Annotated in this window: 17 protein-coding genes and 1 other annotated feature; of the genes, 11 read left to right on the top strand and 6 right to left on the bottom strand. The window is 36.0% G+C overall.

Annotated elements, in window-relative coordinates; all coding sequences use genetic code 11:
• The first annotated feature begins 7 nt into the window (after positions 1-7).
• A complete protein-coding gene (locus tag ILT06_RS10485) occupies positions 8-754 on the top strand; it encodes a YjbA family protein (protein WP_000966116.1) in 747 nt (248 codons plus the stop codon).
• Here the strand turns inward: ILT06_RS10485 and ILT06_RS32470 are convergent.
• The 3 genes from ILT06_RS32470 to ILT06_RS10475 form a co-directional block, all read right to left on the bottom strand.
• Entirely contained in the window at positions 751-885 is a 135-nt protein-coding gene (locus ILT06_RS32470; protein WP_255295184.1) for a hypothetical protein, read from the bottom strand. The genes ILT06_RS10485 and ILT06_RS32470 overlap by 4 nt on opposite strands.
• 74 nt (positions 886-959) lie before the next feature.
• Positions 960-1,949 carry a tryptophan--tRNA ligase gene (trpS, locus tag ILT06_RS10480; RefSeq protein WP_000110999.1) on the bottom strand — a complete coding sequence of 330 codons (990 nt, stop codon included), beginning with the start codon at positions 1,947-1,949 and terminating at the stop codon, positions 960-962.
• 74 nt (positions 1,950-2,023) lie between these two features.
• Positions 2,024-2,240, bottom strand: a binding site (T-box leader).
• Positions 2,241-2,345: 105 nt separating this feature from the next.
• Positions 2,346-2,726, bottom strand: coding sequence for a DUF3899 domain-containing protein (locus ILT06_RS10475; protein ID WP_001044992.1), 381 nt, complete (start codon positions 2,724-2,726; stop codon positions 2,346-2,348).
• A 319-nt stretch (positions 2,727-3,045) separates the two neighbouring features.
• On the opposite strand from ILT06_RS10475, the gene ILT06_RS10470 reads away from it, so the two are divergent.
• From ILT06_RS10470 to ILT06_RS10450, 5 genes are all read left to right on the top strand, one after another.
• Positions 3,046-4,677, top strand: coding sequence for a peptide ABC transporter substrate-binding protein (locus ILT06_RS10470; protein WP_064476817.1), 1,632 nt, complete (start codon positions 3,046-3,048; stop codon positions 4,675-4,677).
• Positions 4,678-4,804: 127 nt separating this feature from the next.
• Positions 4,805-5,734 carry an oligopeptide ABC transporter permease gene (opp3b, locus tag ILT06_RS10465; RefSeq protein ID WP_063224613.1) on the top strand — a complete coding sequence of 310 codons (930 nt, stop codon included), beginning with the start codon at positions 4,805-4,807 and terminating at the stop codon, positions 5,732-5,734.
• The gene (opp3C, locus tag ILT06_RS10460) at positions 5,731-6,747 is read left to right on the top strand and encodes an oligopeptide ABC transporter permease (RefSeq protein WP_064476816.1); all 1,017 of its coding nucleotides are present in this window, start codon (positions 5,731-5,733) and stop codon (positions 6,745-6,747) included. Before opp3b ends, opp3C begins: the two co-directional genes overlap by 4 nt.
• An 18-nt stretch (positions 6,748-6,765) precedes the next feature.
• Positions 6,766-7,809 carry an ABC transporter ATP-binding protein gene (locus ILT06_RS10455; RefSeq protein ID WP_000854348.1) on the top strand — a complete coding sequence of 348 codons (1,044 nt, stop codon included), beginning with the start codon at positions 6,766-6,768 and terminating at the stop codon, positions 7,807-7,809.
• Positions 7,802-8,737 carry an ABC transporter ATP-binding protein gene (locus ILT06_RS10450; protein WP_064476815.1) on the top strand — a complete coding sequence of 312 codons (936 nt, stop codon included), beginning with the start codon at positions 7,802-7,804 and terminating at the stop codon, positions 8,735-8,737. The genes ILT06_RS10455 and ILT06_RS10450 overlap by 8 nt, the downstream gene beginning before the upstream one ends.
• 146 nt (positions 8,738-8,883) lie before the next feature.
• On the opposite strand, the gene ILT06_RS10445 is transcribed toward ILT06_RS10450, so the two are convergent.
• The gene (locus tag ILT06_RS10445; protein ID WP_098103598.1) at positions 8,884-10,278 is read right to left on the bottom strand and encodes an MATE family efflux transporter; all 1,395 of its coding nucleotides are present in this window, start codon (positions 10,276-10,278) and stop codon (positions 8,884-8,886) included.
• Positions 10,279-10,683: 405 nt separating this feature from the next.
• Here ILT06_RS10445 and ILT06_RS10440 point away from each other — a divergent pair, with 405 nt between their 5' ends.
• Positions 10,684-12,330, top strand: coding sequence for a peptide ABC transporter substrate-binding protein (locus ILT06_RS10440; RefSeq protein WP_088048326.1), 1,647 nt, complete (start codon positions 10,684-10,686; stop codon positions 12,328-12,330).
• A gap of 28 nt (positions 12,331-12,358) precedes the next feature.
• Here the strand turns inward: ILT06_RS10440 and ILT06_RS10435 are convergent, their stop codons facing one another.
• Entirely contained in the window at positions 12,359-12,562 is a 204-nt protein-coding gene (locus tag ILT06_RS10435; protein WP_000559978.1) for a hypothetical protein, read from the bottom strand.
• A gap of 594 nt (positions 12,563-13,156) precedes the next feature.
• Between ILT06_RS10435 and spx the strand changes: the two genes are divergently transcribed.
• Positions 13,157-13,552 (top strand): transcriptional regulator Spx, encoded by a 396-nt coding sequence (gene spx / locus ILT06_RS10430; protein ID WP_000258267.1) that lies wholly within the window; start codon positions 13,157-13,159, stop codon positions 13,550-13,552.
• A 49-nt stretch (positions 13,553-13,601) separates the two neighbouring features.
• Here spx and ILT06_RS10425 read toward each other — a convergent pair whose 3' ends face one another.
• Positions 13,602-14,276, bottom strand: coding sequence for a TerC family protein (locus ILT06_RS10425; protein ID WP_000362605.1), 675 nt, complete (start codon positions 14,274-14,276; stop codon positions 13,602-13,604).
• A 340-nt stretch (positions 14,277-14,616) separates the two neighbouring features.
• Here ILT06_RS10425 and mecA point away from each other — a divergent pair, with 340 nt between their 5' ends.
• From mecA to ILT06_RS10410, 3 genes are all read left to right on the top strand, one after another.
• Positions 14,617-15,300 (top strand): adaptor protein MecA, encoded by a 684-nt coding sequence (mecA, locus tag ILT06_RS10420; protein WP_000350712.1) that lies wholly within the window; start codon positions 14,617-14,619, stop codon positions 15,298-15,300.
• A gap of 72 nt (positions 15,301-15,372) precedes the next feature.
• Entirely contained in the window at positions 15,373-16,917 is a 1,545-nt protein-coding gene (locus ILT06_RS10415; protein WP_000799207.1) for a cardiolipin synthase, read from the top strand.
• A gap of 80 nt (positions 16,918-16,997) precedes the next feature.
• Positions 16,998-18,242, top strand: a complete 1,245-nt coding sequence (locus ILT06_RS10410) for a competence protein CoiA (RefSeq protein WP_064476812.1) — start codon at positions 16,998-17,000, stop codon at positions 18,240-18,242.
• The last annotated feature ends 47 nt before the right edge of the window (positions 18,243-18,289 follow it).

Genomic DNA, 18,289 nt, shown 5'->3' with positions numbered 1-18,289 from the left:
GTAGTGAATGTTATATCTACATGATGTATGGGTAAATTGGTTTGAAGGTGAAGAGAATGGGTATAACGTTTGTCATTTTTACGAATGGCGGAAAGATGATACGATTGAGCTATTAGATCAAGTGCCATTATTAAAAGTAGATGCCACATTATATCATTACATCGAGGACGAATTGTTAGAGCTTCCGCAAAAATTGTTGGAAGACGTACATCATAAGGCATATATTCGTAAAAATCATGAACGTTTGCAGCAAGAGTATTGCTTTGTTGTTACAGATGGAAAAGGAATTATTGCGATTGACACAATTGGTTACAATGTACCAATTCGAAAGAGCAGACTTATACCGCGCCAAGAGCAGATGGTATATGAGATGGTAGAAAACGTACAAGCAGAAAAGTATGAGTTCCAAGTAGAAGAAATGGAAAAAGAACATCATATTTTATCACCATCACCTTTCATTATGAATGGCTTAACTCGTAAAGAAAGACAGCTTAAACAATTATTATTTATGGCGTTAGATCAATTACATACAACGAAAAACACAGCAGAAATTCGCTATTGGTTCACAGAGTGGGATCCATCAGCATACGGAATGGTTCAACATATGGAATTTGAAGATATTTGGGCTAAACTGTATGATGAAGCGAAAACAGGCTGGTCTGAGAAGCACGAACAATTATGCGAGCGTCTCGTAAAAGGACAGCCATTTTTTGAAAAGTTATGGGAAATGGAAAACGAGCAAAAGGTAAATTAAAAAACCGCCAATTGGCGGTTTTTTAATTTGTTGTAACTTAGATCCAGCGAACATTCTGAACGAGCTGCCTCCGCTTTTGGTAGTAATCCAGCTCCGGCTCCTAGCCCTTCGCGTCTAAGAACCTTCCCCACGAGAAGGTAAAAAGCACCTTCTGTGGGAAAGAACCTTAGCCTTCAGGGATAAACAGTCGCCTCCGCTTTATACATTACCTACGTTTTCTACTTAACCCCATTGCATTTTCTACTTTGCGTAGTTGTTTGAATGCAACACGGTTTGCTTTTTCTGCACCTTTGTCTAGAATTTCGTCTAGTTCGGGTGAGTTGATTAGTTCGTTATATTTGTCTTGAATTGGACGAATTGCTTCTACGACTACTTGTGCTAGGTCGCCTTTGAAGTCTCCGTATCCTTTTCCTTCATACATTGCTTCTATTTCTTCAACTGTTTTTCCAGAGAATGAAGAGTAGATTGTTAATAAGTTAGAGATTCCAGGTTTGTTTTCTTTATCAAATTTCACGATACCTTCAGAATCAGTTACAGCACTTTTAATTTTCTTTTCAATTGTTTTTGGTTCATCAAGCATACTGATCATTGCCTTTGGATTCGGATCAGATTTACTCATTTTTTTCGTAGGTTCTGTTAATGACATAACGCGAGCTCCTACTTTTGGAATACGAATTTCAGGAACAGTGAACACTTCACGGAAGCGTTTGTTGAAACGCTCTGCTAGATCGCGTGTTAATTCCATATGTTGCTTTTGATCATCACCAACAGGTACGATTTCAGTGTTGTAAAGTAAAATATCAGCAGCCATTAATGGTGGATACGTTAGTAATCCAGCTGGAACTGAATCTCTACCAGAAGATTTATCTTTATATTGCGTCATACGCTCTAATTCTCCAACGTAAGCAACTGATTGCATAATCCATCCTAGTTGAGCGTGTGCTGGTACTTCTGATTGTACAAATAAAGTAGCTTTTTCAGGATCGATGCCGCATGCTACATAAAGTGCAGCAAGACTGCGAATGTTTTTACGAAGTTGTACGGGATCTTGAGGTACTGTAATCGCATGTTGATTTACAATACAGAAATAACAGTCGTGTTCATTTTGAAGCTCTGTAAATTGCTTCATAGCTCCTAAATAGTTTCCAAGTGTAATCGTTCCACTCGGCTGAATACCAGAAAAGATAACTGACATAAGTAATTCCTCCTAAATTTGAATGCGTGATGGGGAAGAGAAGGCAAACAAAAAAGCCCATTCATCCCAAAAACTATAGGGACGAATGGACCGCGGTACCACCCTAATTATTTCACTACTGTGAAATCTCTCTAATCCATAATAACGTTTGGATATAACGCCAAAGCCTACTACTTTCGGTTCGGTTTGGTGCTCAAAAGCCCATTCCATACTGCGCAATTACTTGTTCACACCAGCCACAAGCTCTCTGAAATTGCCTCAATATGTACTCTTCTTTATCATCGCATACATATAAATGTATTTATTGTTACCTAAGCTCCTTTAATATGAAAGAACTAAAGTTTTATAACAAAATGTTTTGCTGATTATTATATCATATGGGATAGTGTTTGCAAACTACATCAAAATAGTAAAGCTAATGAGGGTCGAGAACAACCCAAGAACGATACCGGTAATGCAAATTGGATACGTCCATTTGAATGAATATGTTTTATAAATACGTTCTTTCTTATCGACAGGTTCCTCTACTTCTTCAATTAAAGACTCAATTTTTTTGTTCGTACCAAATACTCTTTGGAAGGCGTAAATTGTTACGTTAAAAAATCCATTTTGAAATATGAATAAAAAACCGCCTATAAGAATAAAAAATAGTGCGACATAAAACGATATATTGACAAAATTCAACAAAAATTGCGATGAAACGAGGAATGCGCCAATACTAGAAGCAATTATCGCTATGAAAATTAGTATACAAGTATGAAAAAAAACTTTATTCAAAATGTTCCCCTCCGTCAAAATATTACTAGAATTATTATACTATAAAAGCTATAATATGTACTAGAATTAATTTTTTGAAAATTATACGCAATTAAAGGTCTGATTTCAAGATGATGGTAGCAATGTTAACGTATCCCTTTACAAAAAAATAAAAAAATAAACATTTTATTAAAAATTTTAACAAAAAAACAAAAAACTATATTCACAATTGTTATATTATATGTATAATGAAAATTGTAGAAACTTGGAGATTATTCTTTCAATTCTACATTTTTACAAGTGAGGGTACAGGAAGTGCAATTAGGGGAGGCAACACAACATGAAGAAAAAGATACCGTTATTACTTGCATCGACGTTGACTGTCAGTATGTTAGGAGCTTGTAGTTACCAAAAAGAGGATAATAAAGCAGGCGCAAAAGAAAAATCCTCAAACAAGCAAGTTTTAAATCTAACCGAGACAGCTGAAATCCCAACTATGGATACGACGTTATCAACAGATGCAACATCTTCTAACATCATGAATAATACAATGGAAGGATTATATCGTCTGGGTAAAGACGATAAGCTTGTTCCAGGTGTCGCTAAATCTTATGAGAAATCAGAGGATGGCAAAAAGTATGTATTTAAGTTACGTGAAGATGCGAAATGGTCTAATGGTGAACCTGTAACAGCAAAAGACTTCGTTTATTCTTGGCGAAGAGCTGTAGATTCAAACACGGGTGCCAAGTTTGCTTACATACTATTTGATGTTAAAAATGCGGAGAAAGTTAACAAAAAAGAATTACCAGTTGAAGAACTTGGTGTAAAGGCAATTGATGATCATACACTTGAAGTGGAATTAGATAACCCTGTTCCTTATTTTGTAAGTTTAACAGTCTATCCAACATTGTATCCTTTGAATGAGAAGTTTGTAACAGAACAAGGAGCAAAATTTGGATTAGAATCCAATACGACACTTTATAATGGTCCATTCGTATTAAATGAATGGAAGCATGAACAAAGTTTCCAACTTAAGAAAAATCCAACGTATTGGGAAAATAAAGAAGTAAAACTTGAGGAAATAAACTTCAATATTGTTAAGGATCGTTCAACTGCTATAAATTTATATGAAACGAAAGCGATTGATCGTGTCGTGTTAACATCAGAGTTTGTAGATAAATACAAATCAGATGCTGACTTTAAAACGATTAAGAGACCATCTACACAATTTATTCGCTTAAATGAAAAGAATAAATTTTTAGCAAATAAAAATATCCGAAAAGCAATTGCAATGTCCTTTGAACGTGAAAATATCGGAAAAGTGATCTTAAACGATGGTTCAGAGGGGATATATGGTTTTGTTCCGAAAGGCTTAGCAAAAGGTCCGAATGGAAAAGACTTCCGTGAAGAGAACGGAAAGCTTATAAAAGAGGATACTAAAGAAGCTCAAAAATACTGGGAAACTGGTAAAAAAGAACTTGGTGTAGACAAAGTAGAGTTAGAGCTATTAAACTTTGATACTGATGATGCTAAAAAAATTGGAGAGTATTTAAAAGGCCAATTTGAAAAGAACTTACCAGGTTTAACAGTTTCAACAAAAATGCAGCCATTTGCACAAAAATTAAAACTTGAAGCAAGTGGAGATTACGCAATGTCATACGCGGGATGGAGTCCAGATTATATGGATCCAATGTCATTCCTTGAAATGTATACGACAGGTAATGCGCAAAACAAAGTAAATTACGCAAATGCAGCGTATGATGATTTAATTAAAAAAGCGAAAACAGAAGTTGATGTACAAGTTCGCTGGGATGCATTATTACAAGCAGAAAAACAACTGCTTGAAGATGCAGCGATTGCTCCAGTATATCAACCAGGAAAAGCTTATTTACAACGTGGCTCAATTACTGGCATATTAGAACATAAATATGGCGGAGAATTTAGCTATAAGTGGGTTGAACTCAAAAACTAAAAATGGTTTCCATCATGAATAAGGGTATATGCCTATGATGGGCATATGCTCTTATTTTAAAAAAATAAAAGTAAGAATATTTTAAACTATCTTATTGCTTTTGAGAAAAACGGGGAGGTGCTTGACTATGGGACGTTATGTATTAAAACGTTTCGTGTACATGGCTTTGACATTATTTTTAATTACTACACTGACTTTCTTTTTGATGAAATTACTTCCGGGTTCTCCGCTTAAAAACCAGGAGAAACTATCACCGGCACAAAAAGAAATCATTCTTGAAAAATATGGTTTAAATGATCCAGTACCAGTTCAATATGCACGTTACTTAGGTAACTTAGCAAAAGGTGATTTAGGGGTATCATTCCAATATGATAACCGTCCAGTAACAGATATGATTGTGGATCGTATTGGACCATCAGCGCAACTTGGTTTACAAGCGATTATATTAGGAACATTTATCGGTTTAATTTTAGGAATCATTGCGGCACTTCGTAACAACACGTGGGTCGATTATGGGGCGACAATTATTTCCGTACTCGGGATGTCGGTACCATCGTTCGTATTTGCTGCATTACTACAATATTTCGTAGGGGTAAAACTCGGATGGTTCCCAGTAGCATTCTGGAAAGGACCAGAGTTTACAGTAATGCCTACAATCGCTTTATCGATGGCAGTTATCGCAACAATCGCACGTTTTGCTCGTGCAGAGTTAATTGAAGTTATGCAAGCTGACTACATTTTAACAGCGAAAGCGAAAGGGATTAGCCAAGGCGTTATCATTATTAAACACGCGCTTCGTAACGCATTAATTCCAGTTGTAACAATTCTAGGACCAATGGTTGCAGGATTAATTACAGGGACATTAGTTATTGAGCAAATATATGCTGTACCAGGACTGGGGGAACAGTTCGTTAAATCTATTACAGTGAATGACTATACAGTTATTATGGGAACTACAATTTTCTATAGTGCGATTTTCATCTTAGTTATTTTCATTGTTGATATTTTATACGGAATTATTGATCCTCGTATTCGTTTAGCGGGAGGGAAAAAATGATGAAAGATGTACAAAAATTATCTCCAGATTTATTTCAACAAGCCAATCAAAATAATGTTGATAATGAAGTCATTGCCCGTCCAAGCTTAACGTTTTGGCAAGATGTAAGAAGACGTTTGTTCCAACATAAAGGGGCAATGTTCGGTTTCATTTTATTAGCGTTTATTATATTACTAGCAGTTTTAGGACCGATGGTAAGTAAGCATTCTTATAAAGAACAAGACTTAGGTCGTGCGAAATTACCACCGAAAATTCCTGTTATTGAAAATGTTCATTGGCTACCATTTGACGGTACAGATCAATATGGTGTTGACCAATATGAAAAACGTGACATTAAAGAGTATTTCTGGTTTGGTACAGATGATCTTGGACGTGATTTATGGACAAGAACATGGGAAGGTACACGCGTATCGTTATATATCGCTCTTTTAGCAGCGGCGATTGACTTAGTAATTGGGGTTGCTTATGGAGGTATTTCAGCGTTCTATGGCGGTAGAGTAGATAATATTATGCAACGTATTATGGAGATTATTAACGGTATTCCATACTTAATCATCGTTATTTTAATGGTAATCATTATGGGATCTGGTATATGGTCAATTACACTAGCAATGGCGATTACAGGTTGGATAGGGATGTCGCGTATCGTTCGTGGACAAATCCTGAAATTAAAAAATCAAGAATATGTATTAGCATCTCGTACATTAGGTGCAACAAACACACAATTAATTGTAAAACACTTAATCCCGAACGTAATGGGACCAATTATCGTAATGACAATGTTTACAATTCCAACAGCAGTGTTTGGTGAGGCGTTCTTAAGCTTCATCGGTTTAGGTATTCAGCCACCATTCGCATCACTTGGTTCTCTTGTAAACGATGGCTATAAATCAATTCAAACGTATCCACATATGATGTTCATCCCAGCGGTTGTCATCAGTATGTTAATCTTAGCATTCAACTTAATGGCAGACGGATTACGCGACGCGTTAGATCCAAAAATGCGTAAGTAAAAGAGGGGAGAAGTAAAAATGAAAACATTGCTAGAGGTAAAAGATTTGCAAGTCTCCTTTGATACACATGCAGGTGAAGTACAAGCTGTACGCGGTGTTACTTTTGATTTGAAAAAAGGAGAAACATTAGCGATTGTAGGAGAATCTGGTTCTGGTAAATCAGTTACTTCTAAAGCGTTAATGGGATTAATTCCGAATCCTCCAGGACGTATTAAAAACGGTGAAATCGTATTTGAAGGTCGTGACTTAACGAAATTAACAGAAAAAGAAATGCAACAAGTGCGCGGGAAAGATATCGCGATGATTTTCCAAGATCCAATGACATCATTAAACCCAACGATGACAATTGGAAATCAAATTATGGAAGGCCTTATTAAACACCAAGGGATGAGTAAAGCAGATGCACGTAAAGTTGCGTTAGAATTAATCGACCTTGTAGGTATTCCAAATCCAGAAGCGCGCTTAAAACAATATCCTCACCAATTCTCAGGTGGTATGAGACAGCGTGTAGTTATTGCGATGGCGTTAGCTTGTAACCCAAAATTATTAATTGCCGATGAGCCGACAACAGCGCTAGACGTTACAATTCAGGCGCAAATTTTAGAGCTTATGAAAGACATTCAGCAAAAAACAGAAGCGGCAATCATTTTCATTACGCATGACTTAGGTGTAGTGGCAAACGTTGCGGACCGCGTAGCAGTTATGTACGCTGGTAAAGTTGTTGAAATTGGAACGGTTGATGAAATTTTCTACAATCCAAAACATCCGTACACTTGGGGCTTAATCGCATCTATGCCAAGTTTAGATGGTTCAGAAGAAGAGTTATATGCAATCCCTGGAACGCCTCCAGATTTATTAAAGCCGCCAAAGGGAGATGCTTTTGCACCACGTAACCCACAGGCACTGAAAATTGATTTTGAAATGGACCCACCTTTATTTAAAGTAAGTGATACACACTATGCGGCAACTTGGTTACTTCACGAGCAAGCTCCAGAAGTAAGACCGCCGGCAGTTGTTGAAAAACGCATTCTTCAAATGAAAGCAGGTGAACAACATGACTAAACAACGTGAGAAATTAATTGAAGTAAAAAATGTAAAGCAGCACTTCGACGTGAGTGGTGGTGTTGTCAAAGCGGTTAATGATATTTCATTTGATATTTATCGCGGAGAAACATTTGGTCTTGTAGGAGAATCAGGTTGTGGTAAATCAACAACTGGAAGAACGATTATTCGTTTATATGATGCAACTGCTGGTGAAGTGTTGTTCGATGGTGAAAATGTACATGGTAAAAAATCTCGCGCAGAGCTGAAGAAGTTCAACCGTAAAATGCAAATGATTTTCCAAGATCCATATGCATCATTAAACCCTCGTATGACAGTAGGGGATATTATTGCAGAAGGTATTGATATTCACGGACTAGCAAAAGGCAAAAAAGAGCGTATGGACCGTGTTCATGAATTATTAAACACAGTTGGTTTAAATAAAGAGCACGCAAACCGTTTCCCGCATGAATTCTCAGGTGGACAACGTCAACGTATCGGTATTGCTCGTGCACTTGCTGTAGAACCTGAATTTATCATTGCCGATGAGCCAATCTCAGCACTTGACGTATCAATCCAGGCGCAAGTTGTAAACTTACTGAAAAAGTTACAAAAGGAAAAAGGTTTAACATACTTATTCATTGCCCATGATTTATCAATGGTAAAATACATTAGTGATCGCATCGGCGTAATGTACCGTGGTCAAATCGTTGAGCTAACAACAAGTGAAGAGTTATATGCGAATCCAATTCATCCATATACGAAATCACTATTATCAGCAATTCCGCTTCCAGATCCAGATTATGAGCGCAATCGTAAACGTATCGTATACGATCCATCACAACATGATTATGGTAGTGAAGCACCAACAATGCGTGAAATTCGCCCAGGACATTTCGTATTATGTTCTGAAGCAGAGTATAAGAAATATAAAGAGATTTATCAATAATAAAAAAGCCAATCTTCCGTTACGGAAGATTGGCTTTTTTTCTACTATATAATAGATTTGTCAACATTTCTTGGTAAGTCGATATATTTAAAGAATCGCAGATATAAGTTTCCTTTACCAATGAATACACCTTAATTAAAGGAGTATTACTGTGCCTGAACAGAAACACTCTCCTCTTGTTCTGCAGGTTTAACGAGTGCATAACGTTCCCACGCTCTACTTTTCCAGCGGAAGAACATAATGATGGCACGTGTCCATTCATCGATAGCAATCGCTAGCCAAATACCAACGAGCCCCATATCTAAATGGAAGGCGAAAAAGTAACCGAGTGGCAAACTCATTAATACCATAGAGAATGCACCGATTAAAACAGGGTACTTTGCATCACCAGCTGCACGAAGTGAATTGATGATGACAATGTTCATTGTACGCCCTGTTTCTAGTAGGACACTTAGTAAAAGAACTGACGCACCTAATGTAATAATGTGCGGATTATCTGTAAATAGCCCCATTAATTGTGTGCGGAATGTAATAACGAGAGCGACCATACATAAAGTGACGCCAATAGCCCATTTCACACTTTTCCATACGCGTTCATACGCTTCATCTTTTTCGCCACCGCCAACGAGGCGTCCGATAATAATGGCTGTTCCCATACCGATCGCAATAGCAAATAAATAAGTGAACATAGAAATGTTCGTAGCGTATTGTCTAGCCGCTAATGATTCCGTTCCTAAGTATGTTGCATAGTATAAGAAGACAATTTGGCAAGCTTGATACATAACCTGCTCAAATGCAGATGGAATCCCGATCTTTAAAATTTTCCCGATGTATTCTTTAGATAAGGTGAAGTAATATTGTAATTTCACACGGTATTCCATAACGCGGTACAGTAACCAGAAGAAAACGATAAGTGCGATTAATCTGCTGACAGCAGAAGAAATGGCAGCCCCTTGTACACCGAGCTCTGGGAAACCAAATTTCCCAAAAATGAGTACGTAGTTTCCAGCGATATGAATAATATTCATTCCAAGTGAAATAAACATCGCTTGCTTTGTGAAGCCATGTACGCGGATAATTGCGGCTAATGAATTAATAATAGCTTGAAGGAAAATAGCGCCTCCGACGATGGATAAATAGCCTTGTGCATACATGAGTACATCGCCTTGTAAGTTCATTGCCATCATCATATGTTTTGAAAATAATAGAAAACCAGCGCTTATAATGAGTCCGACCACTAAATTTAATGTGACGGCTAAAGCTGATATTTTTGATGCTTCCATAAAACGTTTGGAACCGAGGTATTGAGATACGACGATAGCTGCGCCGTTCCCGATGACTTCAAGTACCAAAATAGCGATATGGAGGTATTGATTCGCTGCACCAACCCCGGATACAGCATCGTCTGATAATGCACTTAACATGAAAGTATCAGCGATCCCCATTAACATAAATAGAAAAACTTCTAGAAAAATAGGCCATGTTAATAAGAATAAACTTAATTTCTCTGTCGGCCCGTTTTTTGCTTGAATTGCTGTCATGTCCCGTCCCCTCTTTACCGATATCTATTTTTAGCAAAGTGTATCGTAACATATTTTCTTATCCTTTGCACTCATTTTAACCTACATATCTTTAATGTGAAGGTAGCACTATTTTATGATAAAAAGAGGGGGATAATTATGCGTAAAGTATTATAAGATATAAATTATATTTTTCTCTGATAATTTAGAAAAATATAAAAATAGTTATTTTTAACACTTAAGTAAGGAAAAACGGCAATATAAAACGTTTACAAAGGTTTATTTTTTAACAGAAAATTTTAATGAAATAGAAATATAAATATACAAAAAATATATTTGTGTGTATAATATGAATTATTAGAACATATATATATTTCTTTTTGTTTGAAAATGAAAGGGCTAACATTTTTTGTGGAGGGTGGAAGTATGAAAAAAAAGATGCCAGTTTTTGTAGTATCAACAGTAGCGATGAGCATGATGTTAGGGGCATGTAGCTACCAAAAAGATGAGCCGCAAGCGAACGCAAAAGGGGATAGCGGGAAAAGCGGTGCAAAGCAAGTTATTAACTTAATTGAAACACAAGAAATTCCAACGATGGATCCAGCGTTATCAGCTGATGCAGTTTCTTCAAGAGTAATGACTAATACGATGGAAGGCTTATACAGTTTAGGAAAAGATGATAAGCTAGTTCCTGGTGTAGCGAAGGAATTCCAAAAGTCAGAAGACGGTAAAAAATATACATTTAAATTACGTGAAGACGCAAAATGGTCAAATGGTGAACCTGTGACGGCGAAGGATTTCGTATACGCATGGCAAAGAGCGATTAACCCAGATACAGCTGCGAAATCAGCGTACATTATGTATGATATAAAAAATGCAGAGAAAATTAATAAAAAAGAGATGAGTCCAGATCAATTAGGCGTAAAAGCGATTGATGATCATACATTAGAAGTGGAATTAGACAATTCAATTCCATACCTTGTAGATTTAATGGTATATCCAATCTTCTATCCTGTGAATGAAAAGTTTGTGAAAGAGCAAGGTACGAAGTTTGGTTTGGAAGCGAATACAACACTTTATAACGGGCCATTTACATTAAGTGATTGGCAACATGAACGTAGCTTTAAAATGACAAAGAGCGCGTCATATTGGGACAATAAAGAAGTGAAGATTGAGGAAGTAAACTTTAATATTGTAAAAGATACGTCTACGCCAATTAATTTATATGAAACAAACGCAGTCGATCGAGCGACGTTATTAGCAGAGTTCATCGATAAATATAAAGGAAAACCAGATTTCCAAACGGTAGAAGATACATCTGTATTCTTCCTTCGTTTAAATCAAAAAGACCCAGCTTTAGCAAATAAAAATATTCGTAAAGCAATTTCACTTGCTTTTGAACGTAAGCCGTTCGTTGATACATTATTAAATAACGGTTCTAAGCCAGCAACAGGATTAATTCCTGATAACTTCATTAAAGGGCCAGATAAGAAAGACTTCCGTGCTGTAAATGGAGATATTGTAAAACCAAACGTGAAAGAAGCGAAGAAATATTGGGAAGCTGGTAAAAAAGAGCTTGGTAAAAATGAAATCGAATTAGAGTTATTAAATGAAGATGTTGAATTATCGAAGAAAACAGGTGAATATTTAAAAGGTGAATTAGAAAAGAATTTACCAGGTTTAACAGTGAAAATTAAACAACAACCATTTGCGCAAAAACTAAAACTAGAAGATGCGGGCGATTATGTGATGTCATTCTCTGGATGGAGTGCAGACTTCCCAGATCCAGTTACATACCTTGATATGTTCGTAACGGACGGATCACAAAATAAAATGAAATACTCTAATCCGAAATATGATGAAATTATCATGAAAGCGAAGAAAGATGGAAGTGATGTAAATGCTCGTTGGAAAAACTTACTGGAAGCAGAGAAAATGTTACTTGATGATGCTGCGATTGTTCCAGTATATCAACGTGGTAGAGCATACTTACAAAGAGAATCAATTAAAAATATGTACAACCATAAATATGGCGGCGATTTAAGCTTTAAATGGGCGTCAGTAGAGAAATAAGAAAAAAGCAGGTGATTACCTGCTTTTTTTAATACGTACGTTTCTTATAAATACCTTTCCCCCCAACTTGGTTCCAGCCGGATTGTACATCCAAACTTTTATTAACAAACTTCATCTTTTCTTTTCCGCCAAAGAGTTTTTCACCAATGCTATTTGTAATGACACCAATCAATGCTGTGATTCCGATGATGAGGGCAGCAACGGTGACAAAATCAATAAAAAAAGCAATCATTTGAAAATTCCCCCTTTGCCTGTCTGTATGTTTATTGTATGAGATAAAAGATAAAAAAGAAAGAAATGTCAGAAAAATAATTGATTTATTTTAGAAATCGTATAGACATGGATGAGGATGTTTGTTAAAATAAGAACAAGTGTTCCTTTTGATTCTCACTTGTATAGTCTTACATATCTTAATTGATTTATCAAGAAAAGGTAAGAAAACGTTCTCTTTTTCATAGAGAAGATTATGGGGAAATAACTGTATATCACATGAAAAATCTATGACAAGCCAGTATTAAGAGGGTTGAAGGTTATTGTTCAAGTACAGCTGAAGTTAGTGTAATTATGTTACATAGCAGTGGAATACACGGATGAGTTTTCTCAATTAGAAGGAAATTTACTGTATATTTCTTGCAAAATCTATTGTATAATGATTATAGAAGTTACTTATTAAAAGTAATTGTTGTTTGCTAAAAGTTGTTGCTTACATGAAATGCGATTTTTTGCACTTTGTTATAAGACAAGGTATTGTAAAAAATTGCTGAATTTAGAAATTTAAACTGTAATTAGTACAGAATTTGTACTCTTTAAGGAGAGTGAGCTTTGTATGGTAACATTATATAGTTCTCCAAGCTGTACGTCTTGTAGAAAGGCGAAATTATGGCTAGAGGAAAATCATATTCCTTATACAGAACGTAATATTTTCTCAGATCCATTAACGATTGAGGAAATTAAAGAGATTTTACGTATGACAGAAAGCGGAACGGATGAGATTATTTCTACTCGTTCAAAAGTTTTCCAAGAATTAAATGTAAATTTAGAGTCTTTACCACTTCAAGATTTATATAAGATGATTCGTGACTATCCAGGGATTTTACGTCGTCCAATTATGATTGACGAGAAACGCCTTCAAGTAGGTTACAATGAAGACGAAATCCGCCGTTTCTTACCACGTACAGTAAGAACGTTCCAATTACGTGAAGCACAGCGTCTTGTAAATTAATTATAATAATATGAAAACCTTCTACCTATTATATAGTAGAAGGTTTTTTTTAATGTTTCACGTTTCGTAATCGAACTTGTTGCACGATAATACCGATGCATAGAACAGTGAAAATGAATAAGAAAGGCATGCTTGTGGTGAAATTTGGATTATTATGAAAGAACGTTGCAAGCCTGTCTTCATGTGTAACCATTTTTCCTGCTGTATAGGCGAGAATCGCTGCTCCGCAATAAATGAGGAATGGAAAGCGTTCCATAAGTATTAAAATAAGTTTGCTACCCCAAATAATAATCGGGATAGAAATGAGTAAGCCGATTATTACGAGTAAAAATCTTCCGTGAGCTGCACCTGCAATGGCAATAACGTTATCAAACCCCATAACGAGATCCGCGAATACAATTGTACGCACAGCTTGAAATAAAGTTGTTTTCCCCTGAATAGCAGAAAGATCGTTGCTATTATCAGTTAGTAAATTCACTGCAATTAATGTAAGTAAAACGCCCCCGATAAGTTGTAGAAATGGAATGTCGAGTAAATAGACAGCTAGTATAGTAAGGATAATTCTTAGTACGATTGCTAAAAGAGTACCAATCAAAATGGCTTTATTTCGTTTCGATTCAGGTAAATTTCGGCTAGCTAGTGCGATGACGATTGCGTTGTCACCACCTAATACAACATCGATACCGACAATCATTAGTACAGATGTTAAAAACTCTAAGTCCATTCGTCTGCCTCCATTTATGAAGTTTTAATAAGCGAACTGTATGTATGTGGTGAAGAGAGACTAAATAATCTTCTCTAATAAAAGTTTCACTTTATTACAGTGTACGGGGGAGGGTGGAAATGTATGTCCAAATTTTTCATAAGTGAGAAATCGCTATAATGATATATTTGTGTAGGTGGTCGAATGAAGATAGGCATATAACTATTTTTGTAAAATAAATCGATTTTATTTCCATTCTGGAGAATCTTATCATAAAATGAGAGTACAAGAATCTATTGATTTGTCATATGAGTGGGGAATCCCTTCATAACAATTCTAAGCAGGAAGGGAGAGTTGTATTTTGGATATTGAAAGAATTAATGACCATACGATGAAATTTTTTATTACGTACATTGATATAGAGGATAGAGGGTTTAATCGTGAAGAAATTTGGTATGACCGCGAACGAAGTGAAGAGCTCTTTTGGGAGATGATGGACGAAGCTCGTGATCATGATGATTTCTTTATTGATGGACCGTTATGGATTCAAGTGCAAGCAGTCGATAAAGGGATTGAAGTACTTGTAACGAAAGCAGAGCTTTCAAAGGATGGACAAAAGCTAGAACTACCAATAGGTGTAGATAAAATTATAGACATTCCTCTAGATGAAGGCATTGAATCATTATTCCAGCAAGAATTAGTGGAGGAGGTAGAAGAACAAGCAGGAACAAACTTTAACGAAGATGGTACGTTTGGCTTTTTAATTAAGTTTAATGATTTTGAAGATGTCATTTCATTAAGCCACCGTCTTATCTTTGAAGATATAAAAGATGAGCTGTATTCATTTGAGAACCGCTATTATGTATATGTGGAATTCGATGAAGTGCTACATGATGAAGAAGAAATTGATCGTATTTTAAGTATTGTTTTAGAATACGGAGAAGAATCAACTTTAACAATTCATCGTGTAAGTGAGTATGGGAAACAAATTGTGAAAGAGCGTGCGCTTGAAACAATTCGCAATAATTTTCCTGCTAAAACGTAGGCCGATTTCTGTAGTATGAAATCGGCTTTTTATATGAAGAATAGGAAAGCTTTCTTAGTAAGGAGGTAAGAGATGAAAAATACATTAAAGTTGATTTTCTTTGTTCTACTATTGTTCGCATTATTTGTTTCGTTACGTATGTTTATTGATGTAGCATTTTATTCGGATGTAATTGGGATAAAAGATGTTTCGATTTTAGGTATTATTAGTATTTTATTTACGGTGTCTGCATTTTTAATTGGCTGCGTTATTTTCTTAGAGAACCGTCATCCGTCTAAAACACTTACATGGCTCATTGTGTTAGGTATTTTTCCGGTATTTGGATTCTTCGCTTATTTATTATTTGGACAGAACTTTCGGAGGAAGAGAATGTTCCAAAAGAAGGCGTTGCTCGATGAACAAGCATTTTTACAATATAAGGGGCATGAAGATTACGAAGAACGGATTTTGCGCAATCATAAGCATCAAGAGCTGTTATTTCGTTTAGCGGACCGCTTAGGCGCTTTAAATATTTCATTTCAAACTGAAACGAGAACATTAACAAATGGAGATGAAACGTTTCAGGCCATTTTAGATGGATTAAAACGAGCGAAACACCACATTCATATGGAATATTACATTGTGCGTGATGATAAGCTTGGAACAGAAATTAAAGATATTTTAATACAGAAATCAAAAGAAGGTGTTGTCGTTCGTTTTTTATATGATGCGGTTGGAAGTTTTAGGTTATCGAATTCATATATTGAAGAATTGAATGATGCAGGAGTAGAAATGATTCCGTTTTTCCCTGTGCGCTTTCCGATTTTAAACGATAAGATTAATTATCGAAACCACCGGAAAATCGTTATTATTGATGGAAACGAAGGGTTTGTCGGTGGATTAAATATTGGTGATGAATATTTAGGAAAGGATAAATATTTCGGTTTTTGGCGAGACACGCATTTATATTTGCGTGGTGAAGCTGTTCAAAGCTTGCAACTTATTTTCCTTCAAGATTGGTTTTATATGACTGGTGAGGCTGTGCTGGCCCCTGAATATTTACAAGCGAAAGCAGTTGAGGGTGATCATTGGGGAGGCGTACAGCTCGTTGCAGGTGGACCAGATAATAAATGGGAAACAATTAAACATTTATACTTTGCCATGATTGCTTCTGCGCGGAAATCCATTTGGATTGCGACGCCGTATTTCATTCCGGATGATGATATTTTATCCGCATTAAAGGTAGCGGCACTTGCTGGTATTGATGTCCGTTTGTTAATGCCAAGTAAGCCTGATAAGCGCACCGTCTTTTACGCATCGAGATCGTACTTCCCAGAGCTTTTAGATGCAGGGGTAAAGATATATGAATACGAAAAAGGTTTTCTCCATAGTAAAGTTGTCATTGTGGATTCTGATTTAGCTTCAATTGGGACTGCTAATATGGATATGAGAAGTTTTCATTTGAACTTTGAAGTAAATGCCTTTTTATATGATACAGACAGCATTCGAAAACTTGTTCAAGATTATAAAGAGGATATAGAAGAATCAAGTGAAATTCATGTCGATCGTTTTCATAAAAGGCGTCTTCATAGACGAATTGTTGAATCGACGTATCGATTATTATCACCTTTATTATAAAAAGAGATGTCCGAAATTGGGACATCTCTTTTTTAAAAGGAATTTGTAATAAATTGTAGAATATAAGGAGCTGAAAGGGTGTGATTCCGATGTTTATCGCCAAAAGAGAAAACGGAGAAAAAATTCATCTACTCTATCATCATGATGAAGAGCTTTTACATCGTATGCGTAAAATGGAAAGCTTCTTTTGCATAGCTTGCGGGAAGGAAGTGCAAATGAAATTAGGGAAACAAAAAAGTTGGCATTTTGCTCATAAGAAAATGGACGCGTGTCTTGCCTTTTATGAAGCAGAATCTATGTATCATATGCACGGTAAAGAATTGTTATATAGGTGGTTCAAACGTCAAAACTTTCCTGTGTATATAGAGCACTATCTTCCGGAAATTCAGCAACGACCAGATATTTTCATAGAGAGAGCAGGGAGAACAATTGCGATTGAATATCAATGCGCTAATCTCTCTATAGAGCAGCTGTACAAACGAACCTATTCGTATTGGCGAGCTGGTATACAGGTCATTTGGATCATTGGTGGAAATCAATTGAAAAGGCAATCAGCATATTGGATGAAATTCTCCTCACTTATGGCTTTCTCCTTACAATCTTATCCTCAGCCATTTCTTATTTTCTTCTGTTCGAAACAAAAATTATTTATGAAATGCGCGTTTCTCACTTCATTTTCTACAAGCGTCTCTTTCTCACATATTATCTACTTACCAACTGAAACGACTACTTTTGAAATGCTCTTTTCTCCCGTCTCTTTCCGAAAAAAAACATTAGGTGAGGAATGGAAAAAGCGAAAGAGCTATTTTCGGCAAAATGCGCTGCCGATTTGGAATTACAATCATAAGTCACTATTACGCCTCTTATATCAATGTAAATGTACCCCAGCAAATTTTCCTTCTGAAATCGGTGTGCCACTCCCGTCCTCATTTGCTTTTCAAACAAATCCATTTATATGGCAAGCTTTTCTATATATAAAGTGTATAGGTGAGCTTGCGGTAGGGGATTGTATTTCCCTTCAATATGTATGTAGTTATGTGAAAACGTATGTGAAAAGGCGCATGCTCCCGTACTTTTCACGGCATATATGGAAAGTAGCAGTTGCTGAATATATGACATTTTTATGTTATACAGGTGTATTGCAGAAAGTAGGGACTTATAAGTACCGGAAAAAAAGAGAGGTAGTTATGTTAAAAACAGAGGAGGAAGTTATGAAATATGATGAAATTTGCTTAGCGTATGCCTTATCTTTATTTGAGGCAAAGTACAACATGAGAGAAGGAAAAGGGGATATAATAAAGACTGATCGTGAAGGAATTACATAAGAAAAAATCGAATTGTATGTAAGTAGAGATATTTAAAGGAGGGCTTA

It is taken from the genome of Bacillus sp. 17RED48, assembly GCF_019837545.1.
GTDB classification, from domain to species: Bacteria; Bacillota; Bacilli; order Bacillales; family Bacillaceae_G; genus Bacillus_A; species Bacillus_A wiedmannii.
Note: the sequence above shows the minus strand (reverse complement) of the source record. Positions and strands in the feature narration are given on the sequence as shown.

Excerpts from the sequence above, each read along its gene's own strand:
- ILT06_RS10485 (WP_000966116.1), top strand. The coding sequence starts at position 8 with ATGTTATATCTACATGATGTATGGGTAAATTGGTTTGAAGGTGAAGAG.
- trpS (WP_000110999.1), bottom strand. The coding sequence starts at position 1,949 with ATGTCAGTTATCTTTTCTGGTATTCAGCCGAGTGGAACGATTACACTT.
- ILT06_RS10470 (WP_064476817.1), top strand. The coding sequence starts at position 3,046 with ATGAAGAAAAAGATACCGTTATTACTTGCATCGACGTTGACTGTCAGT.
- opp3b (WP_063224613.1), top strand. The coding sequence starts at position 4,805 with ATGGGACGTTATGTATTAAAACGTTTCGTGTACATGGCTTTGACATTA.
- opp3C (WP_064476816.1), top strand. The coding sequence starts at position 5,731 with ATGATGAAAGATGTACAAAAATTATCTCCAGATTTATTTCAACAAGCC.
- ILT06_RS10455 (WP_000854348.1), top strand. The coding sequence starts at position 6,766 with ATGAAAACATTGCTAGAGGTAAAAGATTTGCAAGTCTCCTTTGATACA.
- ILT06_RS10450 (WP_064476815.1), top strand. The coding sequence starts at position 7,802 with ATGACTAAACAACGTGAGAAATTAATTGAAGTAAAAAATGTAAAGCAG.
- ILT06_RS10445 (WP_098103598.1), bottom strand. The coding sequence starts at position 10,278 with ATGACAGCAATTCAAGCAAAAAACGGGCCGACAGAGAAATTAAGTTTA.
- ILT06_RS10440 (WP_088048326.1), top strand. The coding sequence starts at position 10,684 with ATGAAAAAAAAGATGCCAGTTTTTGTAGTATCAACAGTAGCGATGAGC.
- ILT06_RS10435 (WP_000559978.1), bottom strand. The coding sequence starts at position 12,562 with ATGATTGCTTTTTTTATTGATTTTGTCACCGTTGCTGCCCTCATCATC.
- spx (WP_000258267.1), top strand. The coding sequence starts at position 13,157 with ATGGTAACATTATATAGTTCTCCAAGCTGTACGTCTTGTAGAAAGGCG.
- ILT06_RS10425 (WP_000362605.1), bottom strand. The coding sequence starts at position 14,276 with ATGGACTTAGAGTTTTTAACATCTGTACTAATGATTGTCGGTATCGAT.
- ILT06_RS10415 (WP_000799207.1), top strand. The coding sequence starts at position 15,373 with ATGAAAAATACATTAAAGTTGATTTTCTTTGTTCTACTATTGTTCGCA.